The sequence below is a fragment of the Streptomyces rishiriensis genome, assembly GCF_030815485.1.
Taxonomy (GTDB): domain Bacteria; phylum Actinomycetota; class Actinomycetes; order Streptomycetales; family Streptomycetaceae; genus Streptomyces; species Streptomyces rishiriensis_A.
Window position 1 is genome coordinate 6599827 of record NZ_JAUSWV010000002.1, and the last position, 25280, is coordinate 6625106.

The 25280-nt window shown below is 71.0% G+C and carries 17 protein-coding genes and 1 pseudogene; 7 read left to right on the forward strand and 11 right to left on the reverse strand.

Annotation, left to right across the window (positions count from 1 at the left end; all coding sequences use genetic code 11):
* Positions 1–141 precede the first annotated feature (141 nt).
* The 9 genes and pseudogenes from QF030_RS31840 to QF030_RS31880 form a co-directional block, all read right to left on the reverse strand.
* Complete coding sequence (locus QF030_RS31840) at positions 142–1470, reverse strand: jacalin-like lectin (protein WP_307166019.1); 1329 nt, start codon at positions 1468–1470, stop codon at positions 142–144.
* Between the two features lie 188 nt (positions 1471–1658).
* Positions 1659–1871 carry a hypothetical protein gene (locus QF030_RS31845; RefSeq protein ID WP_307166020.1) on the reverse strand — a complete coding sequence of 71 codons (213 nt, stop codon included), beginning with the start codon at positions 1869–1871 and terminating at the stop codon, positions 1659–1661.
* Positions 1872–2134: 263 nt separating this feature from the next.
* Positions 2135–2467 (reverse strand): annotated as a pseudogene (locus QF030_RS31850) (ATP-binding cassette domain-containing protein); the annotation flags it as partial.
* 86 nt (positions 2468–2553) lie between these two features.
* On the reverse strand, positions 2554–5445 hold the full coding sequence (locus QF030_RS31855; protein WP_307166021.1) for a glycoside hydrolase family 2 TIM barrel-domain containing protein: 2892 nt from the start codon (positions 5443–5445) through the stop codon (positions 2554–2556).
* A 12-nt stretch (positions 5446–5457) separates the two neighbouring features.
* The gene (locus QF030_RS31860) at positions 5458–6342 is read right to left on the reverse strand and encodes a carbohydrate ABC transporter permease (protein WP_307167755.1); all 885 of its coding nucleotides are present in this window, start codon (positions 6340–6342) and stop codon (positions 5458–5460) included.
* An 8-nt stretch (positions 6343–6350) separates the two neighbouring features.
* Positions 6351–7316, reverse strand: coding sequence for a carbohydrate ABC transporter permease (locus QF030_RS31865; RefSeq protein WP_307166022.1), 966 nt, complete (start codon positions 7314–7316; stop codon positions 6351–6353).
* 20 nt (positions 7317–7336) lie between these two features.
* Positions 7337–8593 (reverse strand): ABC transporter substrate-binding protein, encoded by a 1257-nt coding sequence (locus tag QF030_RS31870; protein WP_307167756.1) that lies wholly within the window; start codon positions 8591–8593, stop codon positions 7337–7339.
* 271 nt (positions 8594–8864) lie between these two features.
* Positions 8865–10118, reverse strand: a complete 1254-nt coding sequence (locus tag QF030_RS31875; protein ID WP_307166023.1) for an ROK family protein — start codon at positions 10116–10118, stop codon at positions 8865–8867.
* Positions 10119–10269: 151 nt separating this feature from the next.
* Complete coding sequence (locus QF030_RS31880; protein ID WP_307166024.1) at positions 10270–11514, reverse strand: FAD-binding protein; 1245 nt, start codon at positions 11512–11514, stop codon at positions 10270–10272.
* A 149-nt stretch (positions 11515–11663) separates the two neighbouring features.
* Between QF030_RS31880 and QF030_RS31885 the strand changes: the two genes are divergently transcribed.
* The 5 genes from QF030_RS31885 to QF030_RS31905 all read left to right on the forward strand — a co-directional run bounded on the left by QF030_RS31885 (position 11664) and on the right by QF030_RS31905 (position 19085).
* Entirely contained in the window at positions 11664–13019 is a 1356-nt protein-coding gene (locus QF030_RS31885; RefSeq protein ID WP_307166025.1) for a radical SAM protein, read from the forward strand.
* A 378-nt stretch (positions 13020–13397) separates the two neighbouring features.
* On the forward strand, positions 13398–14897 hold the full coding sequence (locus QF030_RS31890) for a cellulose-binding domain-containing protein (protein WP_307166026.1): 1500 nt from the start codon (positions 13398–13400) through the stop codon (positions 14895–14897).
* Positions 14898–15403: 506 nt separating this feature from the next.
* Complete coding sequence (rsgA, locus tag QF030_RS31895; RefSeq protein ID WP_307166027.1) at positions 15404–16504, forward strand: ribosome small subunit-dependent GTPase A; 1101 nt, start codon at positions 15404–15406, stop codon at positions 16502–16504.
* A 578-nt stretch (positions 16505–17082) separates the two neighbouring features.
* Positions 17083–18576, forward strand: a complete 1494-nt coding sequence (locus tag QF030_RS31900; RefSeq protein ID WP_307166028.1) for a DNA-3-methyladenine glycosylase 2 family protein — start codon at positions 17083–17085, stop codon at positions 18574–18576.
* Positions 18573–19085 (forward strand): methylated-DNA--[protein]-cysteine S-methyltransferase, encoded by a 513-nt coding sequence (locus QF030_RS31905; RefSeq protein WP_307166029.1) that lies wholly within the window; start codon positions 18573–18575, stop codon positions 19083–19085. The genes QF030_RS31900 and QF030_RS31905 overlap by 4 nt, the downstream gene beginning before the upstream one ends.
* Positions 19086–19214: 129 nt before the next feature.
* Here the strand turns inward: QF030_RS31905 and QF030_RS31910 are convergent, their stop codons facing one another.
* The gene (locus QF030_RS31910) at positions 19215–19697 is read right to left on the reverse strand and encodes a DUF456 domain-containing protein (protein ID WP_307166030.1); all 483 of its coding nucleotides are present in this window, start codon (positions 19695–19697) and stop codon (positions 19215–19217) included.
* A gap of 72 nt (positions 19698–19769) precedes the next feature.
* Positions 19770–20753 carry a helix-turn-helix domain-containing protein gene (locus QF030_RS31915; protein WP_307166031.1) on the reverse strand — a complete coding sequence of 328 codons (984 nt, stop codon included), beginning with the start codon at positions 20751–20753 and terminating at the stop codon, positions 19770–19772.
* 1163 nt (positions 20754–21916) lie between these two features.
* Between QF030_RS31915 and QF030_RS31920 the strand changes: the two genes are divergently transcribed.
* The gene (locus tag QF030_RS31920; RefSeq protein WP_444875803.1) at positions 21917–23467 is read left to right on the forward strand and encodes a PP2C family serine/threonine-protein phosphatase; all 1551 of its coding nucleotides are present in this window, start codon (positions 21917–21919) and stop codon (positions 23465–23467) included.
* 62 nt (positions 23468–23529) lie between these two features.
* Positions 23530–25272 carry a pyruvate dehydrogenase gene (locus QF030_RS31925; protein ID WP_307166032.1) on the forward strand — a complete coding sequence of 581 codons (1743 nt, stop codon included), beginning with the start codon at positions 23530–23532 and terminating at the stop codon, positions 25270–25272.
* Positions 25273–25280 lie beyond the last annotated feature (8 nt).

The window sequence follows — 25280 nt, forward strand, 5'->3', positions numbered from 1 at the left end:
CCCGGAAACCCCTATCTGGGAGACCGATTCCCCGGAGGCATCCACCCGAGGGCCGGCCTGCGCCGACGACGATGCGTAGGCGGAGGCAGGCGGAGGCGGACGCAGGGGAGGCAGGCGGAGGCAGGCGGAGGCGGACGAGAATCAGCCGATCGGCGCGTACAGCACGCCCAGCCTGTCCACCTCGCCGCCCGCCCGGCCCGTGAACCCGACGATCTGCCAGCCGGACGGGGCCGTGAAGGTGGTGGCGTCGGTCGTCGCCGTGCCGGAGGACACTGTGCGGCTCTTGTCGGTCGTGAACGCCGCCGAGAAAATGCGGGTACGGTCGTCCTTCTGGCCCTGCGTCAGCTTCACCGAGGTGAGGTGTTCGCCCGTCGCCAGCGTCAGCGTCGTCGCCGTGCCGCCCGTGCCTCCGTGGGTGACCGTAGTACCGCCGTCGTGGGTCAGCGACACCGCGTCGAGGCGGGCGCTGCCGCGCAGGGTCAGCGTACGCGGGGCCGGGGTGGCAGGCAGGTCGTCGGCGTCGTTGAAGGCGGTACCGTGCGGACCGCCGAAGAAGTCACTGGCCCGCAGGGCCGAGTTGAGGGTGTAGGAGAAGTCGACCGTGTGCGGGAAGTGGTCCGACAGATTGCCGCCGGCGGAGTCCAGGAACGACGCCCATTCGTTGTGGTATCGGGTTGCGTTCAGGCTCAGCAGCCTGCTGCCCCGGTAGAAGACCTTGTCCACGACCTCGCAGTCGTCGGTCGGCGCGGTCGTCGGGCACAGCAGCGCGTCCGTGCCCTGGGTGGGCCGGGTGCCGCCCTTCACCCGCTGTACCCACGCGTCCGTCAGGCCGTTCTCGTCGGCGAGGGTGCGGATGTTGTCTCCGGCGCGGGTGTAACGCGTGTTCGTGTCGCCCATGACGAGCACCGCGTTGCCGGACGAGTTCGCCTGGATGAAGTCCGACAGCTGCTCGGTGTTGGCGCGCCGGGCGGCCAGTGCGTCGTCCGAGTCGTCGGCGTTGGTGTGCACGTTGTAGAGGTCCACGAAGACACCTTCGGCCAGCCGCACCCGGGACAACGTGAATCCCTTGGGCGTGAGGCAGTTGGTCCCGGTGCAGTCGCTCCAGCGCACCCGCTCGAAGTCCTCGAGGACGTAGTCCGAGAGGGTGTTGAGGCCGTCGCCTATGCCCGCGCCACCGCTGGTCGCGGTGCGGTACGGGTGGTTGTCACCCGCGTACAGCGCCGCGTGGTAATTGAAGTCCTCCTGGACGTTGACGATGTCGTACGCCGCCAACCTCGGTGAGATCAGTGGGGTGTTGGTCGCGGGGGGGCCGGAGCTGAGGCCCTCGGGCAGGCCCGCGACGTTGTACGTCAGGACGTTGAAGGTGCCGGACTCCGCGGTGGTGGCCGCCCGGGCGGGAGCTGTGGCGGTCGCGGTGAGGCCGGTCAGGGCCAGGACGCCGGCCGCCAGGGTGCCGATGAGTCGTCTCATGTGAGGGTGTCTCCGGTGGGGGAGGAGCGGCGAAGGAGCTGAACAAAGCTCAGATTGGGGCCGTCCGGAGTGACGCACAAGGGCTGTTGGGGAAACAGTGAGTGCGGAGGAGAAAACGCTTACCGTCCCCGGTTCCACTTGCTCCACTTATGGCTTTTCATGCCCTCTATCATTTTTCGCCCATGTTTCTACAGCTCGTTCTGTTTGCGTTGCTCACGGCGCTCCCTCTGTGACCGGTACGGCTCCTCCAGTTTCCCGACCGGCGCCTGTACGGGTGCCGGCTCCCGCTCGTCGTTTCCGCCCGCGCACCTCCACACCGCCTGCCCGTTCTCCAGGCCCGGGTGCATCCCCAGCCGGTGCTCGGGGCAGACGGGCCACACCTGCCACAGGCATTCCAGCACCGTCTCCTGCGCGGCTTCGGCGACAGCGGCGAGCGCGGCGCCGGGCCCGGAGTCCGTGTCCGGAGGCAGGGCGTCGCCGTGTCGGCGGCCGTCCGGCAGAGCGACGTACCGGTGCTCGGCCGCCTGTTCGTCGTCGGCCCCGCTCCTCCGGCCGGGCGGGCGTCGTCACCAGGCACAGCGGGCCAGGCCCGGCAGGAGGGCGGTCAGGTCGTGATCGACGAGGGCCAGCGCCTCGTCCCACGGCGAGTACTCGCCCGGTTCGACCACCGCTGTGTGCGCTGCCCGGACACGGCGCCGATGTTGCGGGCGTTGCGTTCCCGTTCCCGGTACGGCACCACGCCCGCGACGCGTGCCTCGCCGGAGGTGGGGGTGAGGGTCCCGGTGAGCATCTTGATGGTGGTGGACTTGCCGGCGCCGTTCGGGCCGAGCAGGGCGAGGAGTTCGCCGGCCCCCACGTCGAAGGTGATGTCGCGGACGGCGTGCTTGGCGACCCGTTCCGGGTCGACCAGGGAACGCAGGCCGCAGACCAGGCCGGGTCGGCGGACGGTGGTGTGGAAGGTGCGGGAGAGGCCGCGGACCTCGATGCTGGCGATCACTGGTTCACCCTCCAGTACAGCGCGGCCGGCCGGCAGGGGAGCCGGCCCGGCCGCGGGAGACGTCGTCACCGTGTCGGAAAAGCCGATCAAGGAGTCGGACGACCGATCTCCGAGAACACGAAGGAGAACTCGACGGGTTCGGCGTTCAGGAAGTACTGCGGAAGCGGACCCGGGCCGCACGACTGGGAGCCGATGCCGTGCTGGCCGTGGTCGAGGTTGACCCAGACCGTGTCACCGGGCGTGAGATCGGTCAGGTGCCGCGCCGCGTCCAGCTGTTCGCTCGTCCAGCGCCGGGCGGAGAACCAGAACTCCGGGTCGCCCTCGATCCGCAGTCCGCCGAGTTCCGCCCAACGGACGTCGGCCCGGGCGCCGTTCTCCTGGGGGCGCAGGTACGGCGTCTGCATCTCCTCGATGCTGCCGTCCCACTGGCCGAGCATGGACGCGGCGCCGGTGTCCGGGTAGGCCTCGCCCGGACCGCCGCCGAACCACCGCGCGTGTCCCGCGGAGGACGCCGACAGCCCGAAGCGAATGCCGATCCTCGGCAGCGGTACCTTCCAGTCGCCGTCCGGTGCCACGGAGACGGTCAGCTTCAGCCGTGTCCCGTCCGACGTCCAGCGGTACGCGGTGCGCAGGCCCGCCTCCCGGGCGGCCGGGGCCACCCGGGTCCGTACGGTCAGCGCGTCGGCCGCCGACTCCACGCCGTCCAGGCGGTGTCGCATGCGGTGCAGGCCGAACGTGCGCCACAGCACGCCGTAGCGCGTGTCGTCCTGCCAGGACGCGCCGTCGTCGTTGTCGGTCGGCGCCCGCCACACGTCCAGCCGCAGCCCCGTCACGTCGACGCCGCCGATCGCCTTCAGTGCGCCGGTCCGGGCGTCGAAGGCACCGGGGCCGAGCGTGATCGGCCCCCCGCCGCGGACGGGGCCCTCCGAGGCGGTGACGGTCACGGGCGTGCGGGGGACGACGGTCTCCTGACCCCACGCCACCGCGTGACCCCTGGGTGCCCACAACGTGTCCTCGGCGAGCAGCGCGCGGACCGTCCACCGGACCTCGGCGCCCCGACCGTCGGGGCCCGCCGGGAGTTCGATCTCGGCCGACTCGCCGGGGGCGAGGGGCCCGACGGTGAGTGCCTTCGCGCCGGTGGGAATCCCGTCCACCTGGTGGGAGAACTCGAACTCCAGATGGGACAGGTCCGAGAAGTCGTACCCGTTGGTGACCCGCACGGTCCCGCCCGTGCCGTCGCCCTCGATACGGACGGGCTCGATCACCTTCTTGTACTCGACCAGGCCGGGCGACGGCTTCCGGTCCGGGAAGACCAGACCGTCGCAGACGAAGTTGCCGTCGTGCAGCTCCTCGCCGAAGTCGCCGCCGTAGGCGTAACCCAGCTCGGCGTGCTTGATGCCGTGGTCGATCCACTCCCAGACGAAGGCGCCCTGGAGACGGTCGTGCGCCTCGAAGATCCGCTGGTAGTCGGCCAGTCCACCCGGTCCGTTGCCCATGGCGTGGGCGTACTCGCAGAGGATGAAGGGCAGCCGGCGCCGTTTCCGGGTGCCGCCGTCCAGCCCCTTGCCGATCCGCTCCACCTCGTCGTGGAAGGCGTACATGCGTGAATAGACGTCCGTGTCACGGCAGTCGACGTCGCCTTCGTAGTGCAGGAGGCGTGAGTCGTCACGGTCGCGGATCCACTCGGCCATCGCGGTGAGACCGCGCCCCGTGCCGGCCTCGTTGCCGAGGGACCAGATGACGACCGACGGGTGGTTCTTGTCCCGCTCGACCATGCGGGCCGCACGGTCGAGGAGCGCGGGGGTCCAGCGGTCGTCGTCGACGGGGTTGTCCCGCCAGTCCTGCTCGACGAAGCCGTGGGTCTCCAGGTCGCACTCGTCGATCACCCACAGTCCGTACTCGTCGCAGAGGTCGAGGAAGGCCGGGTGGGGCGGGTAGTGCGAGGTGCGCACGGCGTTGATGTTGTGCCGTTTCATCAGCAGCACGTCGGCGCGCATCGTTTCCGGATCCAGGGCCCGGCCCGTCTCGGGATGCCACTCGTGCCGGTTGACGCCCTTGAAGAGGATCGGCCGGCCGTTGACCTTGATCAGACCGTCGGCGAGCTCGACGGTACGGAAACCGATGCGCAGGGGGACCCGCTCGCCCTCCGTCACCAGTTCGCCGTCGTACAGCGCGGGCGTCTCCGCCGTCCATGGCCGAACCGGTACCGTAACCGCTTCCCCGGTCTCGACATCGATGTCCAGAGCCGGCACGGACACCCGCCCGTCGGCATCGGAGTCGACGCGCAGGGTGCCCGTACCGGTGACATGGTCGTAGGAGGCGTGCACGAAGAAGTCGAGCACGCTGCCCGCGGGGCGGTGCAGCAGGGTGACGTCACGGAAGATGCCGGGCAGCCACCACTGGTCCTGGTCCTCCAGGTACGAGCCCGCCGACCACTGGTGGACCCGGACGGCGAGGACGTTGCCCGTCGGCCTGAGCAGGTGCCCGACAGCGAACTCGTGCGGCACCCGCGAGCCCTTGAACTCCCCGATGTCCCGGCCGTTGAGCCAGACCCGGGCGCAGGATTCCACGCCGTCGAAACGGAGGACGAAACCGCCTTCGGAAACATCCGGCCATCCCTCCGGCAGGTCGAAGACCTTCAGGTGGTCGCCGGTCGGGTTCTCGGTCGGCACCCGGGGCGGGTCGACCGGGAAGGGGTAGAGATGGTTGGTGTAGACGGGCGAGCCGAAGGCCCCGTCGCCCTGGAGGACCCAGTGGCCCGGTACCACGACCTCGGCCCAGCCTTCGGCGTCGTAGCCGTCTTCGGCGAACGAGTCGTCCTCGGCGTCGGCGGTCGGCGACACACGCAGACGCCAAGGTCCGTTGAGGGAGAGCGACTTCGCGTCCGACGAGGCGTACCAGGCGCGGGGCGGCAGGGCCCCGCTTCCCGGCGAGACGTTCTCGACGTAGTCGACGGCGGGGGAGGTGCGGAGGGACATCGGTCTCCTAGGTCAGCCCTTGATGCCGGTCTGTGCGATCCCCTGGACCAGCCAGCGCTGGAGGAAGAGGAAGACGAACACCAGGGGCAGGATGGAAAAGGCGGTGGCCATGAAGATCAGATGGAAGACGACGGTCTGGTTGGTCATGTAGTTGGAGAGCGCGACCTGGACGGTCCACGATCCCGGGTCCTGGCCGATGACCAGCGGCCACAGGAAGGAGTTCCAGCCGTTGATGAAGGTGATGGTCGCCATCGCCGCGAAGAAGTTCAGCGAGTTGGGCACCACGATGCGCCAGTACGCACCCCAGTAGCCCAGTCCGTCCACCCGCGCCGCCTCCTCCAGTTCCTTGGGGAACCCCAGGAAGTACTGCCGGAACAGGAAGCAGGTGAAACCACTGAACAGGCCCGGAATGATGAGGCCCCGGTAGGTGTCCACCCAGCCGAGCGACGACACCAGGACGAAGCTCGGCACGAAGGTGACCGCCGTCGGGACCATCAGGGTGCCGAGGACGGCGTAGAAGACCTTGTTGGCGTGCCGGTACGGGATGCGGGCGAGACCGTAGCCCGCGAGCGAGCACACCAGCAGGACGCCGACGGTGTGCAGGGTGGCCACGACCGCGGAGTTCCACAGGGACTGGCCGAACGGCACCGTCCCGTCGGTGAAAAGCTCGCCGACGTTGGACCACTGGATGTCCGTCGGGAAGAACTTCCAGTTCTCCCCGGTGATCTCGGCATCGGTGGAGAGGGCGTTGCGGATCAGCAGGTAGAACGGGATCAGGAAGAAGAAGCCGGCGACGCCGGTGGCGATGTACAGGCCGGTGGAGCTCATCACGCCGCCACCGCGACCGCCGCGGCGAGGCCTGTCCGGCGACGGCGCGGGTTCCCGTACTTCGGGCATCGTGGTCGTCACTTGGAATCCTCCCCCCTTCCGAAGCCCATGAACTTGCCCTGGAGCAGGGTCACGGCGCAGATCAGCACGGTCAGGATGACCGCGCCCGCGCTGCCGGAACCGTAGTCCTGGCTCTCGCCCAGGGCCTTGTAGTACAGCTCGACGAGGGGCGGACGACCCCATGTGGTCTTCGACAGAAGGTTGTAGAACTCGTCGAAGGCCTGGTAAGCGGCGATGAGCAGCAGGAGGATCACCGCCGTGGAGGTGGCACGCAACTGGGGCAGGGTGATGTACCGGAAGGTCTGCCAGCCCGGCTTGGCGCCGTCGATGGCGGCGGCCTCGTACAGTTCGCCCGGGATGTTCTGCAGCGCGGCCAGGAACAGGATCATGTAGAAGCCGGACTGGAGCCACAGCCGTGCCGTGACGATGACGAGCCAGTACCAGGGCGGGTTGGGGTCGGCCAGCCAGGCGATGTTCTCGACCCCGAACCAGCCGAGGACCGTGTTCATCATGCCGAAGCGGACTCCGCTGAAGATGGACATCTTCCAGATCAGCGAGGCGGCCACATAGCTGCACGCGGTCGGCAGGAAGAAGACCGAACGGAAGAACGCCCGCATGAAGCGCAGCCGGTTCACCAGCAGGGCCAGGCTCAGGGAGAGCGCCCAGGTGGTGGGCACGATGAACGCGGCGAAGGCGGTGAAGGTGCCGAGCGAGCCGACGAAGTCGTCGTTCGTCAGCATGTACGTGTAGTTCTCGAAGCCGACGAACTTGTCGGGCGTGACGGTGAAGCGGGCCTCGAAGAAGCTGAGCCAGAGGCTCCAGAGGATCGGCGCGTAGACGAAGATCGCCAGACCGATGAGGAACGGCCCGGTGAAGAGCCAGAAGTTGAAGGTGGGGCTGCCCCGCAGGCCCCGCCGCGGCTTGGCCGGTGCGGCCTTCGCCGGGGCGGGCCGCGCGAGGTCGCGCGTCTCGGTCGTCGACATGTCGTGGTCCGTCCCGCGGCCTATCCGAACAGCTTCTTGAGTTCGCGGTCGACGGCCGTGTCGGCCTTGTCGAGCGCGGCCTCGGGGTCCATGTCCTTGCGGACGCTGTTGGCGAAGACGTCCTCGAGCGCGGTGCGCATGGCCTGGGTCCAGCCGATGTTGTCGAAGTGTCCGAACTCGTTGAAGAGCCGGACGCCCTCAGCGGCGTTGCCCGACTTCAGCTTGGTGGCCGTCTGCGCGAGCGAGGTGCGCGGCGGAATGTGGAAGCCGAAGTTCGTGGCCCATTCCTCCTGGTACTTCTTCTGGTCGATCCACAGCCACTTGACGTACTCCTTGGCCGCCTCGACGTTCTCGCCCTTGGCGTTGACGAACATCGACCAGCCGCCGTTGTAGACCGACTGCTTGCCGGAGTCGATCGTCTTCGGGAACGGGAAGACCCCCCAGTCGTCGCCGAGCGCCGCCTGGATCCCCGGCATCGCCCACATCCCGCAGAACTGGATGGCGCACAGGCCCTGGTTGAGCGAGGACGGGTCCCAGGACTCGGTCGGCGCGCCGAGGAGCAGGTCGCCGCTGGTGAAGAGCTTGCGCATCTTCTTCAGGCCCTCGATGACGCCCGGGGTGTGGTAGGCGATCTCGTTCTTCTCGGTGAGGTGGTCGGCGCCGGCCGACCAGATCATCGTGTCGATGACGTTGTGCAGGTCGTTGCCCATGTACAGGCCCTTGACCTTGCCGGTGGCGAGCTTGGCGGCGGCCTCCGCCAGTTCGTCGAGCGTGGTCGGCACGTCGACCTTGGCCTTCTCCAGCATCGACTTGCGGTAGAAGAAGAACTGCGGGTCGTCGATCATGCGGACGCCGTATATCTTGCCGTCGACCGTGTGCGACTTGATGTCCGCGGGATTGAAGTCGTCCTTGACCGGCGTGATGATGTCGGTCAGATCCGCCACCTGGCCACTCCTGATCAGCTGGATCTGCGGGTGGAACTCGAAGAGGTCGGGCGCGTTCTTGGTGAGCAGGGTCGCGAAGAGCTTGCTCTCGAAGTCGGCGCTGGTGATCCACTGCGTGGTCACGTTCGCTTTGTCGTAGGCCTTCGCGTACTTCTTGATGGCCTGCTCGGTGCCCTGCTCGCCGTACGCGTGGAAGTACTGCGTGAGGCCGACACCCGAACCGGACCCGCCGCCGCGGCCGTTGTTGCCGCCGCAGGCGGCGAGCGTGCCGGCGGCGGCCATGCCCGCGGCGGCTCGGAAGAGGGACCTGCGGGACCAGTTGCTGTTGCTCATTGCCGACATGGCGACGTCCTTGTCTCGAGTACGGCTACGGCTTTGTGGCGCGGCGCAGGCGGCTCAATTCCTGTCGCGGAGCGGGACGTTAACCTTCGGCTAAGCCTTCGGCAAGGGGTTGGACGAAGGCTGTTCGAAGCGTTGTGATCGGTTCGGGATAGCGAACGGGAGAGGGTCCGGTACAGGGCGCGGAGCGGCTGTCTCGCGGGTGACGCGGGCGCGCCGCAGGGGAGTTGATGACCGCCGACGACAGGTCCGACGGCCCTGTGGCTCAAGCGGGCGGTGCGGTGCGGCTCCTGGCACGGGCGAGAACGGCGCGCTTGGCGTTCTTCGGACCGACCGACTGCAACGCCCCTTCGAGCGCGAACGTCGCCGCGCCCAGACAGGCCGGGTCGGTGGGGATCGTGGAGAGGACGATCCGGTTGGCGGCCAGTGGCCGTTTCAGCGCGTGCCGGGCGACGGCCTCCCGCACCTCGTCGAGCAGCGGTTCGCCGAGCCGGGCGGCGACCCAGCTGCTCAGGACGACCACCTCGGGGTTGAGCACGTTGACCAGGTTGGCGATGCCCGCGCCGAGGTAGCGGGCGGTGTCGCGGACGACCTTGACGGCGACCGGGTCGCCCGCGGCCACCCCGGCGGCCAGGGCGTCGATGGTGGCGGTCTGGTCCTCGGGATGCAACAGCGGGCTTCGCGGGCTCAGTTCACGCAGGTTCTGCATGATGCCGGGCGCCCCGACGTACGTCTCCACGCAGCCGTGGTTGCCGCAGCGGCACAACCGCCCGTCGAGCACCAGCGTGGTGTGTCCCCACTCGCCGGCGCTGTTGCTCACGCCCCGGTGCAGCCCGCCGCCGAGGATCAGGCCGGCGCCGACTCCGGTGCCCAGGTTGACCACCACGGCGTCCCCGTGACCGCGTGCCGCGCCGAACCACAGCTCGGCGACCGCGCCCGCCCGCAGTGGGTTGTCCAAGTACAGGGGATACGCGATGTGTTCGGAGAGCAGATCGAGCAAGGGCACGTCGTGCCAGTCCCAGTTGGGCGCGTACTCGGAGATGCCGGTGGCGCGGTCCACCTGCCCCGGCACGCTCACGCCGACACCGAGCACCCGGGCGGCCTCCACCCCGGCCTGCGCGACCACCGAACCGGCCGCGGCGGCGACATGGCCCACCACCTGCTCGGGACGGCTCTCGCCGGGCCGCATGTTCTCCTCGGCGCGGGCCAGCACGTTCAGCGCGAGGTCGAAGAGCTCGACATGGACATAGGTCTCCGCGATGTCCACGCCGATCAACGCGCCCCCCGACGCGTTGACGGCCACGAGGCCACGGGGGCGGCCACCCGCCGAGTCCTCGAACCCGACCTCGGTGATCATGCGGAGGTCGAGCAGCTCGCCGACCAGGGTGGCGACGGTGGCGAGCGAAAGACCGGTGGCGGCCGCGAGCTCCTGCCGGGAGGTGGGCGAGGCGGCGATGATCTGACGCAGCACCTCGTAGCGGTTCGCGGTGCGGATGTCCCGTGACGTGCCGCGCTTCATGGAGCGTGCCCCCCTCATCCCTTCCGTGCCTCCCGCGCCGGGCGGGCCCGCACTGCGCGACGGCACCGGCGCCGCGCCAGGCTATGGGCTGCCGTACGGTTCGACAAGGGGTTAGGAAAGGGGCTTTATAAAGTCGCCCGGGCCCCCGCGCTCAGCCCCCCAGGACGTCCCGTACGAAGGCGTTGGTGAACTTCCCGGCCGGGTCCAGCACCCGGGCCAGAGCCGTGAAGTCGTCGATGCGGGGGTAGCGCCCGCGCACCACGTCGGCCGGCACCTCGAACACCTTGCCCCAGTGCGGTCGCGGCTCGAAGGGCTCCAGCGCGGACTCCACCGCCCGCACCACCGGGAGCACGGCCGCCGTGTCCTCGACCCAGGTGAAGTGCAGCGCCACGGTGTCCCGCCCGTAGGAGGGGCTCAGCCACTGCTCGTCGGCAGCCACCGTACGCACCTCGCAGACCTGCAGCACGGGGGCGACCGTCTGCCGGATGCCGTCGATCGCACCCAGCGCCTCGGTGGCGTGCCGGCGCGCCAGCAGATACTCGCTCTGCAGCTCGCTCCCGCTGCTCGGGGTGAACTCCGCCCGGAAGTGCGGCAGCCGCTCGTGCCACGGCCCCGGCACCCCGAACTGCTCGGTGCAGTTGACCGCCGGCATCCCCGGTACCGGATGCAGCGCCTCCACGGCCGGCGTGGCCCACGGGAAGTCGGCGAGGGGCTCGTCCGCGCGCCGCTTCAGCCACACCTGCCGGAAGCCCGGCGCGCCCCAGTCGGTGAACAGGCTGACGCTGTACGCGGCCGCCGCGACGGTCTCGAAGTCCAGGCCGGCCAGGGGGAGTTCGGTGAACAGATGCTGCTCGACCTCGTAGCCCGGCTGCAGATCGAGGACGAGCGCGGTGACCACTCCGAGTGCGCCCAGCGAGGTGACGGCCCCGCCGAACCGCCGGTCGCCGCGCCCGATGACCACGGTCGAGCCGTCGGCGGTGACGATCTCCACCCCCCGCACGGCCGAGGCGAGCGAGCCGTTGCCGACCCCCGACCCGTGCGTACCGGTCGCCACCGACCCGGCGACCGAGATGTGCGGCAAGGAGGCCATGTTCGGCAGCGCCAGCCCGCGCTCGTGCACGCGGCGCGCCAGCTCCGCGTACCGCACCCCGCCGGCGACCCGCACCGTCCGGGCCGACGTGTCGACGTCGACCTCACCGGCCAGTGCGCCCAGTGACAGCAGTACCCCGTCGCCACCGGGCTCGGCGATCTCGTTGAACGAGTGTCCGCTGCCCAGCACCCGCACCCGCCCGCTTCCCGCCACGAGCGAGCGGAGCGCGTCGAGGGAGCGCGGACGGTGCAGCTCCCTGGCGGCGAAGGTGATGTTGCCGGCCCAGTTGGTAACGGTTTCTGTCATGCGACTGCTCGCCCCTCCCGAGGAGATCGAGAACCCGGAATGCCCAGGTGGAACCTACCCTGCCCGCAACACGAGGCCCCCGCCCCCACCTCCGCACCACCGGGGGCATACCGTGAGGAGTCGTACGCCTGAACCGGGAGGAGCCAGGGATGGGCAGCCGTACCGCGCTGGTCGAGGATCTGATGGAGCGGTTTCCGCATGTTCCGCGGGAGGCCGTCTTCAAGGAGGACCTGCTGCGCGGAGGTGTGGCCTTCGATCCCTCCGCGCTGAGTGACAACGAGTCGGGCGAGGTCAAACCCAAGTCCTACTTCATCTTCTCCTTCGACCACGGCACCCTGCCCGAGCTGGGCGAGGCCGCGCTGCGCCGGCCGCCGGAGGAGATCATCCTCACGGGCGGCCCGTACGACCTGCGCCGCACGGTCGTCTCGGTCCGGGTGAATCCGTCCTCCCCGTACCGCGTCGCGGCGGACGCCGAAGGCCTGCTCGGGCTCTACCTCGACGGAAAGCGCATCGCCGACGTCGGCGTGCCGCCGATGCCGGAGTACTACCGGCACAAGCTCTCCAACGGGAAGTCCGTCATGGAGGTCGCCCCGACCATTCAGTGGGGTTACCTGATCTACCTGACCGTCTTCCGGGTGTGCCAGTACTTCGGCGCCAAGGAGGAGTGCCAGTACTGCGACATCAACCACAACTGGCGCCAGCACAAGGCGGCCGGTCGGCCCTATACGGGCGTGAAGGACGTCGAGGAGGTCCTCGAGGCCCTGGAGATCATCGACCGGTACGACACCCTGAAGGCGTCCACCGCCTACACCCTCACCGGCGGCGCGATCACCAAGACCGTCGCCGGGCGGGACGAGGCCGACTTCTACGGTCACTACGCCAAGGCCATCGAGGAGCGCTTCCCGGGCCGCTGGATCGGCAAGGTCGTCGCCCAGGCGCTGCCACGCGACGACGTGCAGCGCTTCAAGGACTACGGCGTGCAGATCTACCACCCCAACTACGAGGTGTGGGACCGCCGGCTGTTCGAGCTGTACTGCCCCGGCAAGGAGCGCTACGTAGGCCGCGACGAGTGGCACAAGCGGATCCTCGACTCGGCGGAGATCTTCGGCGCACGCAACGTGATCCCCAACTTCGTCGCGGGGGTGGAGATGGCCGAGCCGTTCGGCTTCACCACCGTCGACGAGGCCATCGCCTCCACCACGGAGGGCCTGCGTTTCTTCATGTCGCACGGCATCACGCCCCGCTTCACCACCTGGTGCCCGGAGCCCACGACCCCGCTCGGCAAGGCCAACCCGCAGGGTGCGCCGCTGGAGTACCACATCCGGCTGCTGGAGGCCTACCGCGCCACGATGGACGAGTTCGGTCTTGCCTCGCCCCCCGGCTACGGACTGCCCGGACCGGGCCGCGCGGTGTTCTCCGTGAGTTCCTTCATGGACAGTCTTCCGGAAGAGGACCCGGCGACCGTGGAGTCCGCGCGACAGTCCCACGGTCCCGCAGTCCGCTGAGCGGTCCGTCGCGCAGGCTGTTGTTCCCTGCGAACAACAGTCGTTCCCCTCTGCACAGCCCACCGCGCGGACCGTTCCCTGCGAAAGCCCACCGCGAAGACAGTCCATCCGCGAAGCGGTTTCCGAAACCGGTGTCGAAACATGGCGTCGGTGTTGAACACGGGGCGGTCCGCGTCCGTACAAGAGACCGGAGTACGGGGCGCGGCCGCCTTTTCGCCGCTCCGTTCGGCTGTCTGTCCTGCTGTCCTGACATGACATCTGAACAGGGCGCTTGTCAGTTGTGTTGGAAACGTGAAAAGCTCTGCCCCTGCCGCGAGGTTCCCCCCAACTCCATTGCCGCCATGGTGAGTTGACCTCGCTTGTGGATGCAGGAGACTCATGCCCGACCTGCCGACCCCGAAGGACGCCGCCGAGGCCGCGCTGTTCTCCGAGTGCTGGGACGCCGTCCTGTCGTACGCCGACCTGTGTACGTCCGGCTCGACCGCGGCGAACCAGCTGGCCCGCGAGGCGTTCGCACTCGGCATACGCGAGGCCCGCGCCGCCGAGGACGGTACCGCACGAGGTGCCGGCCGTCGCTCGTCCCGGCTGCCCCGGATCCCGCTGCTGCTGACCGCCGTACGCACCACGGCCGCCGCCTGGGAGGCCCGAGGCCAGGGCCACAAGCTCGACCCCGATCTGCGTCTGTGGCTGAACTCCGACAAGGCGGCGCGGTACGTCGGACCGCCGCTGAGCCGTCCCATCGCCCTGCGCGGCCTGCGCGACATGCAGGAACCGGACGCCGCTCTGCTGTGGCTGGCGGAGGTGGAGGCGCTGCCGCTGCACTCCGTCGTCCGCAGACAGGGCCTCGACCCGACCGCCGCGGTGGAGGAGCTGAACCAGGTCCGCGGACTGTTCCGGGACCGCTGCCACCGCAACCACCTCGACACGCCGATGGACGCGGAGTGCCGCAGCTACGTCCGGCTCCTGGACGCCGTCACCCGCTCGCCCGCCGCCGACACACCCCCCGACCTCTCCCGTCACCTCGCCACCTGCGTGGAGTGCGCGGAGGCCGCCGCCTGTCTGCGGCTGCACGGCGGCGGGCTGCCCGCCGCCCTCGCCCAGGGCGTCATCGGCTGGGGCGGCCTCGCCTACCTGGAGCGCCGCCGCCGGGCCGCCGAGGTGCGCCTCGGCGCCGGACGCCCGGACGCGCACGAGGACGAGGGCGTGCCGGCACCGGCCGCCGCGAGCAGGGCGCGCGTGCTGCGCGGCGGAATGCTCGCCGCCGCCGTCCTGGTGTCCGTGGTGGCGCTCGCCGTGTCGATGATGCCCGGCGACACCGGCACTGGCAGCGGCGGCGAGAACGTCGCCCAGGGCAACCCCACGGACAGCAGCCCGGTGGCCGGTCCCGGCTCCGTCCTGCCGTCCGCGGAACCCGCCACCTCGGCCGCGCCGTCCTCGTCCGGCGCGGCGGCGTCCGGGAGCGGTACGCCCTCGGCGACGGACGGCGACGACGCCGGGAAGCCCGACCCCGAGCCCCAGGGCACCTCCTCGGCCACCGCCGGCGCCGGGGGGAGCGAGGACGCGGCGGCCTGCGCGGTGACGTACGACCTCGTCAACCAGTGGCCCGACGGCTTCCAGGCCACCGTCACCGTCACCACCGCCGTGACGCTCGACTCCTGGCGCGTGGCCTGGTCCTTCCGCGACGGCCAGAAGGTCGACCAGATGTGGGACGCGAGTCTCGCCCAGAACGGCTCACGCGTCACCGCGACCGCCGCCGACTACAACAGGTCCGTCTCGGCGAACGGCACGCTCACCTTCGGTTTCCTCGCCTCCTGGCAGAACAAGAACAGCGCGCCGTACGCGTTCACCCTCAACGGGCAGACGTGCACGAGCGCTTGACGCGCGCCGCCCGAGGCGACTGAACCGGGCGTCGGCGCGAGCCGAGAGCGCAACGTAGGACGGGGCGGGCTTCCCGCCCCGTCCTTACGAGCGGACGTTCCAAGGGCTCCATCGGATGCACACAGTGCTCGGCGGTATCCGGGAGGACGACGCCGCGTCGGACACGCGCGCGTGTCCGACGCCGTCGACCCGGCCGGAATTGGGTGGCAACCGGTTACGAGCGCGCCTATCCTGAGTGAGCTTCGAGCGGCTGACGGCCGCACTGTCAGCTGTCGGGCGCGTGAGAGACATGCGTGCAGAAACATGAGAAACGGGAGGTGTGACCGATGACTGTCGCCGAGAAGGGTGCTGTTCGCAGCGACCAGACGTTCGTTCACTCCGCCTCCGCGGTCTCCGGCTGACCACTTCTTCCGCTTCGCGTACGCGAGCGCTGCCGGGGCCTCCCCTGTGAAGGGTTTCCCTTGCATTTCTCCACCTCCACCTCTTCCACCTCCTCCTCTTCGGCGTTGCCGCTGCCTCTCGCCGCGTACGGCTGGGACGCAGACCGGGAGGCCGAGTTCGCCCCCTGCGCCGAGCGCGGCCTGCTGCCCGGCCGTGTCGTGCGGGTCGACCGTGGGATGTGCGATGTCGTCACCACGGCAGGCGTCGTGCGCGCCGACACCGAGTTCGTCGTTCCCCGTGACCCGCTGAAGGTCGTGTGCACGGGCGACTGGGTCGCCGTCGACCCCGAGAGCGCCGATCCGCGGTACGTACGGACCCTTCTGACGCGCCGTACGGCCTTTGTGCGCTCTACCTCCTCCAAGCGGTCGGAGGGGCAGATCCTCGCCGCCAACGTCGACCACGCCGTCATCGCGATGTCGCTGGCCGTCGAACTCGACCTCGGCCGCGTCGAGCGGTTCCTGGCGCTGGCCTGGGAGTCCGGCGCCCAGCCCGTCGTCGTGCTCACCAAGGCGGACCTGGTGCCCGACCCGGTCGCGCTGTCGTATCTCGTCGAGGACGTCTGCGCGAGCGCGCCCGGCGTGCCCGTGCTCTCCGTCTGCGCACGCGACGGCGACGGCGTCGAGGAGCTCGCCGACCTCCTCGGGCGGGGCACCTCCGTGCTGCTCGGGGCGTCCGGAGCGGGCAAGTCGACGCTCGCGAACGCGCTCGTCGGTGAGGATGTCATGGGCGTCCAGGCCACCCGCGACATGGACGGCAAGGGGCGGCACACCACCACCACCCGCAACCTGCTGCCGCTGCCCGGCGGGGGCGTCCTCATCGACACGCCGGGACTGCGCGGCGTCGGCCTCTGGGACGCGGGCTCCGGGGTCGGCCAGGTCTTCGCGGAGATCGAGGAGTTCGCCCGGGGCTGCCGGTTCCAGGACTGCGCTCACGAGTCCGAGCCGGGATGCGCGGTACGGGCGGCCGTCGAGGACGGGGAGCTGCCGCCGCGCCGGCTGGAGAGCTACCACAAGCTCGTTCGGGAGAACCAGTGGATCGTCGCCAAGTCCGACGCCCGCATGCGCGCCGACGTCCGCCAGGACTGGAAGCGCAAGCAGGCCGCCGGCCGGGCCGCGGGGGAGGCGAAGCGGGGGCGCGGTCCGTGGCGACCCGCTCCTCCGCGGTAGGGCGCGGGTGGTGCGATGAGGCGAGCCGGTTCGGGGAGCGTGTGCCTGTTGCGGTGCGGTTGCCGGTTGCCGGTCGCGGTGTCGCGTGGGTGGTGCGGTGAGTCGGGCCGGTTCGGGGAGCGTGTGCCTGTTTCGGTAGCCGTTACCAGTCGCAGTAACGGCTGTCTGGTCCGGTAACGGGTGTCTGGTCCGGTGGCGCGTGCCGGTTCCGGGGACGCGTGCTTGTTCCAGCAACGGCTGCCGTCGCGGTGCCGCGTGTGTGGTCCGGCGATGGCGACGGCTGCCGTCGCGGTAACGCGTGCGCTGTCCGGCGATGTTGTCGGGCGGTGCCGTGTGTGTCGTCCGGTAATGCTGACCGGGACACCGGTAAGCGTTACCGAGCCCGAAATCGGTTGCTTGTTGCGGAAACGGTTGCCGGTCCCGGCAATGGCGTGCCCTGTTTCGGTAACGCTGCCAGTCCCCGGCGAGAGGTGTGTCTGCCCTGGTGACGCTGCCGGTCCGGCAAGCCGTTTCCGGGGTCCAGCGTCACGTCCGATTTCCGCTAGCGCGGCTCCTCCCGGGCGCGAAGACTGGGGTTCATGACGGACCAGGACACGCGTTACGAGGCGGTCCGCAGCAGGGACGCCCGGTTCGACGGCGAGTTCTTCTTCGCCGTCGAGACCACCGGCATCTACTGCCGCCCCAGCTGCCCCGCCGTGACGCCGAAACGCCACAACGTGCGTTTCTTCGCGACGGCCGCCGCCGCGCAGGGCTCGGGTTTCCGGGCCTGCCGGCGGTGCCGTCCGGACGCCGTGCCGGGATCGGCCGACTGGAACGCGCGCGCCGATGTCGTCGGCCGGGCCATGCGGCTCATCGGCGACGGCGTCGTCGACCGGGAGGGGGTCACCGGGCTCGCCGTACGGCTCGGCTACAGCGCCCGGCAGGTGCAACGGCAGCTCACCGCGGAGCTCGGTGCGGGACCGGTCGCCCTCGCGCGGGCGCAGCGTGCTCACACCGCGCGGGTCCTGCTCCAGACGACGGGCCTGCCGGTCACGGAGATCGCCTTCGCGTCCGGGTTCGCCAGCGTGCGCCAGTTCAACGACACCGTCCGGACCGTGTACGCCACGACCCCGACCGAGCTGCGGGCCGCGGTACGCGCGACCCGCCGCACCGCCACCCCGTCCGCCGGAATCCCGCTGCGGCTCGCCCACCGGGGCCCGTACCACGCGGGCGCCGTGTTCGATCTGCTGCGACGGGAGGCCGTGGCCGGGGTGGAGGAGGTGAGCGGACCGCCCGGCGGGCGCACCTACCGCCGTACGCTGCGGCTGCCGTACGGCACGGGGATCGTCGCCGTGGACGAGCGGGCGGGCGACCCGGGCCGGGCCTCGGCCGTGCATCCCGGCGGCTGGCTCGACGCCCGGCTGCATCTCACCGACCCGCGCGACCTCACCACCGCCGTCCAGCGGCTGCGGAGGCTGTTCGACCTCGACTCCGACCCGTACGCCGTCGACGAGCGGCTCGGCGCCGATCCGCGGCTCGCCCCGCTGGTCGCCGCCCGGCCGGGACTGCGTGCGCCGGGGGCCGCCGATCCGGAGGAGTACGCGGTGCGGGCGGTCGTGGGGCGAGCGGCGGCCGAACGGCTCGTCCGCGCCCACGGCAAGGCACTCGACACCCCGTGCGGAACCCTCACCCACCTTTTCCCCGAGCCGGCCGTCCTGGCGCAGTCGGCGTCCGAGGCCGGGTCTGTGTCTGTGCCTGTGGCTGAGGCTGAGGCAGCGACCGGGACCACGACCAGGTCCGGGACCACGACCAGGTCCGGCAGCAGGTCCGGGGCCGGGGCCGAGGGGCCGCTGGGCGTCCTCACCGCCGCCCTCGCCGACGGCACCGTACGGCTGGACCCGGGCGTCGACCGGGACGACGCCCAGCAGGCGCTGCTCGCGCTGCCCGGGCTGGACGCCCGTACCATCGCGGAGATCCGTGCCCGTGCCCTCGGCGACCCCGACGTCGTGCCGCCCGGCCTGGACGTCCCCGACACCTGGCGCCCCTGGCGCACCTACGCCCTGCACCATCTGCGCGCCGCGGAGGAACGATGACCGACCTGACGTACTGGACCAGCGTGGAGAGCCCGCTCGGTCCGCTGCTGCTGACCGCCGACGCCGACTCGACGCTGACGTCGCTCTCCGTGCCCGGACAGAAGGGCGGTCGGACCGTCCAGGACGGCTGGCGGCACGACCCCGGGCCCTTCCGCTCCGCCGTGGAGCAGCTCGCCGCCTATTTCGCCGCCGAGCTGAAGGAGTTCCGGCTGCCGCTGCGCAGTGACGGCACCGAGTTCCGCGAGCGCGTGTGGGCCGCCCTCGACTCCGTGCCCTACGGCGCGACGACCACCTACGGCGAGATCGCCGCCCGCGTCGGCGCCTCGCGGATGGCCGTACGGGCCGTCGGAGGGGCGATCGGGGCGAATCCGCTGCTGATCGTGCGCCCCTGCCACCGGGTGATCGGCGCCGACGGCTCGCTGACGGGATACGCGGGCGGGCTGGAGCGCAAGGTGCGGCTGCTCTCGCTGGAGGGCTCGCTCCAGGAGCGGTCCCAGACCTTGGTCTGATCGAGTGGCCGTCGTTCGGATCGAGTGGCTGTCGGCCTGGTCGAGTGGCCGTCGTCCCGAGGGGGAGGCCGTCGTCCGGTCGAAGGGCCGTCGCCCTGGTCGTGGGGCCGCCGTCGGGGAAGGGGCGGGTCATCCCCACAGAACCGTCCCCAGCCATGCGCCCATGATCAACAGGCAGGTGAACAGCTCCGCGAGAACGCTGGAGCCGCCCGAGCGCATCGCCGTGCGCAGGGCCGCCCGGGCTTCGCCGTGGCGGCCCAGACGGAGACGTTCGGAGAGATAGATGCCGCCCATGAAGCCGGGGATCGCGCCGATCACGGGGAGCAGGAAGAAGCCGAGGAACGCGCCGAGCCCCGCGTACACCGCCATCCGGGGGGTCGCGCCGCTCTCCCGCAGCCGACGGGGCGGCAGCGTCCAGAGCACCACCTGTGACAGGAACAGCGTCACCGTGGCACCGACGAGCACGAACCAGGCGACCGGCTGCGGATCCTCCAGCGCCCACCACAGGACCGCGGCCCACACCAGCCACGACCCCGGTACGCCGGGCACCAGCACTCCGCACAGGCCGAGCAGAATGACCAGTCCGACCAGCAGGAGTTGCGCCACTCCCATCTGCCCAGGGTGCCCGAGTAAGGGAGAACCCGCAGGTCAAGGCGTGGAGTCCAGGACCCGTGCCGCGCGGGGTCAGTGCTCGCGGGCCACCCAGCCCCGTTCGTACGCGTGCCAGCCCAGTTGCAACCGGGTCGTCACTCCCGTCAGCTCCATCAGCCCCTTCACCCGCCGCTGCACGGTCCGCAGCCCGAGGTCGAGCTGCTTGGCCGCGCTCGCGTCGGTCATCCCGGCCAGCAGCAGGGAAAGGATCTCCAGGTCGGTGGCGTCGGGACCGTCCTGGGCCTGCTCGATCACGCCGGCCGCTCCGAGGCGCAGCGGCAGCGCCTCCCGCCACACGGACTCGAACAGGCCCGACAGCAGCTCCAGCAGCCCGCTGGCGTGCACCACCAGCGCGGCGGGCTCGGCCGAGCGGCCGGTCAGCGGCACCAGGGCGAGGGAGCGGTCGGCGACGACCAGCTTCGTCGGCACCCGGTCCACCACCCGCACCTGTTCGTCCCGGTTCAGCGCGGCGGTCAGCTCCGTCATGCCGTCCGGCTGGTCGAGCACCGCCCGCTCCAGTACGACGCGGTAGCGCACCCCGCGGGCGGTCGCCCGCTCCTCGGCCTCGTTCTCGGCGCCGGTCACGGCGACCGGGATGCCGGTGACCAGCGCGCACACCTCCTCGCTCGCCCCGAGCTGGATCTGCAGGAAGCGCTGGGCGACGGCGGCCGCGCCGGTCACCACCTCGACCAGGTCGTGCACGGCGGGTTCGGCGGCGGCCGCCCGGTACTCCTCGGCGAGCAGGGCCGCCGCCAGCTCGGCCTTCTCCAGCTCGTGCCGCTGCTGGGTGAGCAGCGCGCCCAGGGCGACGCCCGGAGGCGCGGCGACCCAGCGACCGGGGCGACCCGAGGACTGGGCGGCGAGACCGTGCCGTTCCAGCCGGCGCAACGCGCGCTCGGTGTCGTGCTCGCCGAGGGCCAGCCGACGCGCCAGGTCGGGCACGTCCGCGGCGCCCACGGACACCAGCGCCCGGTACGCCGACTCGTGCGTGCCGTCCAGCCCTATCGCTCCGAGCATCGGGGTCCTCCTCCTTCTGACGTCCCGTGAGTGGCGGGAAACAGCCACGGCGTAAACCCGCCGCCGCACATCATCGCCGTACCGCCGGTCACTCTGCCAAGGTGTGGCCACGGCGGAAACACGTGATCATCCACTGATCAGCCACAGCGGAGGTCCAACCGCGCCGTGCAGACTCGGGCCGGTCGGCCACATCGCCGCGGCACGGAAACCTTTCGAAACGTGATCCGGGCTCATGACGCGCAGGGGCGCACAGGGGATGAGTTCGGGTCACCCCATGTCGCCGGGCGGTTCTCCCGTGGGGGGTGGAACCGCCCGGCGACCTTTGCCGCACCCTGTTTCGCACTGCCGTCCAGGACGTCACTCGGTCCTCTGTTCGACACACCCGCGGTGGCGCATTTTCCGGATGCCCCGTATTCATCGTGCCCGTGCGGTGGACAATCGGGGGCATGAGCCAGCAGGGGGGTAGGCCCACCGGTCACGAGGACGACTGGTGGGGGCAGTTGTACGACGACGCCACCGAGGACACGGGGCCCGCGCGCACCGCAGACTCCCTGGACGACCGATTCGCCTCGGCCGCCAAGACGGTGAGCGCCACGGACACGGCGGGGAGCGCGGGTGCGCCGGACGGCGTCGGCGGACCCGGGGCCACGGCAGACCAGCGGTACCCGGAGGGCACGGGCGACACGGGCGACACGGACGGCCACGGTGGCGACACGGACGGCCCGGGCGGCGGCGCGAACGTCCCGGGTCCGCTGCCGTCGCCCTGTGCCGAGCGGTCCGGTTCCGCGGGGCAGACCGACTGGTGGGCCTCGCCGGCGGCCCCGACGGCAGGTACGCCACCGTCCCCGTCCTCTGGACGCTCTCCCTCTCCGGAAGCCGCCGTTCCGCCGCCCCGGAGCAGATCCACCGCCGAGCCGGCGCCGGGGCCGCACACCGAGTGGCGCGACCCGTGGGGCACCGGCCGTGCTCCCGAACAGACTGGTGCCGGTGCCGGTGCCGGTGCCGGTGCCGGTGCCGGACGGGACGATGACGAGCGTGACGTCCGGAGTGACGCCGAGCGCGGCACCGGTCGTGACGCCGGTCGTGACGCCGAGCGAGGCACCGGTCGTGACGCCGAGCGTGACGACCAGCGCGGCACCGGTCGTGACGACGAGCGTGACGGCATCGGGCGCAGTGCGAAGGACGACGCCGCCGGGCGGGTCCTCGGCGTCGGCGGAGGTGCCGTGGAAGCGGAACAGGGCGCCCGAACGCCGGGGCGGCACCGCGCACCCTGGGAGCCGCCGTCGGCCACGCCCGCCGGTCCCACGAGCTTCCCGACCGGCCCGCTCCCACCGGGATTCGCCGAGCGGGGGCTCCACGGCCCCGCCCCCTCGCCCGCCGACGGCCGAGCGTCGACGCAGGCACGCCCCGACGCCGCCCCGCCCCCGGCGACGTCCCCCCCGCCTGCACCGCCGTCCATCCCGCCTGCGCCGCCGTCGATCCCACCCGCGGGGGCGGTGACCGCGACCGAGCCGGGGGAGGGCAGCGGCTCCGCCTCACCCGTCGCTCCACCCCCGCCCGTTACGCCCCCCGTTCCGGCCCACGCGCCGCCGCCCCCGCAGGCGCCCACCGCCTCCGTCGACGGCTCGGCAGCCCCCCTCCACGCGACGGAGCCCGCGCCCGCCCCCGTCTCGCCGAGTGCCTCCCCACCAGACCATCCCCCCACCGTCGTCGGCCTGCCCGCCCCGCCCGCCGTGCCGCCGCTGTCCAGCTCCAGGGACTACGTCGGTTCGGGGCCGCCCACCTACGACGCCGAGCCCACCGGCCTTCCGCCCGCGGACCCGGACGACCTGGCCGACCTGGTCGCCGACACCGTCCTGGACGGCGCCCGGTACGGAGCCTGGGCGCTGCGGGCCGCGTCGGTGCGCGGGGACTCCGCGCGCTACCGGGGGGAGCCGCGCCGTGACTCGCTCCTCACCGCCCGCTTCGGCACCGGCGAGCAGGCGCTGATCCTGGTCGCGATGGCGACCGGCGCCCGGGCGACCCCGGGAGCGCATCGGGCGGCCGCCGAGGCGTGCCGGTGGATCGGGCGGGCCGTGGGACGCAGTCATGTCCGTCTCGCGGAGGACATAAGGGCGGCCCGGCGCGGAGACCTCAAGTCGGGCCTGCACCGGCTCACCGACCGCAGCCTCGGACGGCTCCGCGCCAGCGCCGCCGAACAGAACCTGGAACCGGAGGAGTACGCGGCCACCTTGCGTTGTCTGCTCCTGCCCGCCGACCCCGACTGCCGTACCCGGGTCTTCTTCGGGGTGGGCGCCGGCGGACTGTTCCGGCTGCGCGGCGGTGTGTGGCGGGACATCGAACCGCGGGTGGGCGAGGTGAGGGGGGAGCCGGTCGTCGGGTTCGGCTCGCTGCCGGCCGAGACGCCCGAGGGCGACCGGCTCACCATGGACCTGGGCATCACCACACCGCCGAACCCCTACGACCCGGACCCGGAACCGCCCCGCGAGCCGTTCCGATTCCGCGCCTCCGTGGCACGACCGGGCGACACGCTCCTGATGTGCACCGACGGCCTGGCCGAGCCCCTGCGCGGCGAGCCGGAACTGTCCGCACACCTGACAGGACGCTGGTCGGGCCCCACTCCGCCCGGTCTCGCCGCCTTCCTCGCCGACACCCAGGTGAGAGTGAAGGGCTACGCCGACGACCGCACGGCGGCGGCCGTCTGGGAGGCGTAACCGAGTCGCGGCGGCCACTGTGGAAGGAGAGACCCGAGGAGACCGAAGGGGTGCGTCGATCCATGGCCAAGCAGAACGTCGCGGAACAGTTCGTCGACATCCTCGCCCGGGCGGGAGTGCGGCGCCTCTACGGTGTCGTGGGGGACAGCCTCAACCCCGTGGTGGACGCGGTACGACGCAATCCCTCGATGGACTGGATCCACGTCCGGCACGAGGAGACGGCCGCCTTCGCCGCCGGCGCCGAGGCCCAGATCACGGGGAAGCTCGCGGCCTGCGCGGGGTCCTGCGGACCCGGCAACCTCCATCTCATCAACGGCCTCTACGACGCCCACCGCTCCATGGCCCCCGTCCTCGCCCTCGCCTCGCACATCCCGTCCAGCGAAATCGGTCTCGGCTTCTTTCAGGAAACCCACCCCGACCAGCTGTTCCGCGAGTGCAGCCACTACAGCGAGCTGATCTCCAGCCCGAAACAGATGCCCCGGCTGCTGCACACCGCCATCCAGAACGCGGTCGGACGCAGTGGGGTCAGCGTCGTCTCGCTCCCCGGTGACATCGCCGACCGGGCCGCCCCCGAGAAAGCCGTCGAAACCGCTCTCGTCACCGCCCGGCCCACCGTCCGCCCCGGCGACGCCGAGATCGACGCACTCGTCGCGATGATCGATGCGGCCGACAAAGTCACCCTCTTCTGCGGCGCCGGCACGGCAGGCGCGCATCGAGAGGTGATGGAGTTCGCCGGGAGGATCAAGTCCCCGGTGGGCCATGCGCTGCGCGGCAAGGAACACATCCAGTACGACAACCCGTACGACGTCGGCATGAGCGGTCTCCTCGGCTACGGCGCCGCCTACGAGGCCACCCACGAGTGCGATCTGCTGATCCTGCTCGGAACCGATTTCCCCTACAACGCCTTCCTCCCCGACGACGTGAAGATCGCCCAGGTCGACGTACGCCCCGAACACCTCGGCCGGCGCTCGAAACTGGACCTCGCCGTCTGGGGAGACGTACGGGAGACCCTGCGCTGTCTCATCCCGCGGGTGCGGGTCAAGGAGAACCGGCGTTTCCTCGACCGGATGCTGAAGAAGCACGCCGACGCGCTGGAGGGGGTGGTGAAGGCGTACACGCGGAAAGTGGAGAAACACGTTCCCATCCATCCCGAGTATGTCGCCGCCGTTCTCGACGAACTCGCCGACGACGACGCCGTGTTCACCGTGGACACCGGTATGTGCAACGTCTGGGCCGCCCGCTATCTGACGCCCAACGGCCGTCGCCGTGTCATCGGTTCGTTCTCCCACGGCTCCATGGCGAACGCGCTGCCCATGGCGATCGGCGCCCAGTTCACCGACCGCCACCGTCAGGTGGTGTCGATGTCCGGCGACGGCGGTTTCGCCATGCTGATGGGCGACTTCCTGACGCTGGTGCAGTACGACCTGCCGGTGAAGGTCGTCCTGTTCAACAACTCCTCCCTCGGCATGGTGGAGTTGGAGATGCTGGTCGCCGGTCTGCCCTCGTACGGCACGACGAACAAGAACCCCGACTTCGCCGCGGTCGCCCGCGCCTGCGGCGCCCACGGTGTGCGGGTCGAGAAGCCGCGACAGCTGGCCGGCGCCCTGAAGGACGCCTTCCGGCACAAGGGCCCGGCCCTCGTCGACATCGTCACCGACCCCAACGCGCTGTCCATCCCGCCGAAGATCAGCGCCGAGATGGTGACCGGGTTCGCGCTCTCCGCATCGAAGATCGTTCTTGATGGAGGAGTGGGCCGGATGCTCCAGATGGCCCGGTCCAACCTGCGCAATGTGCCCCGCCCCTGAGGCTGTGG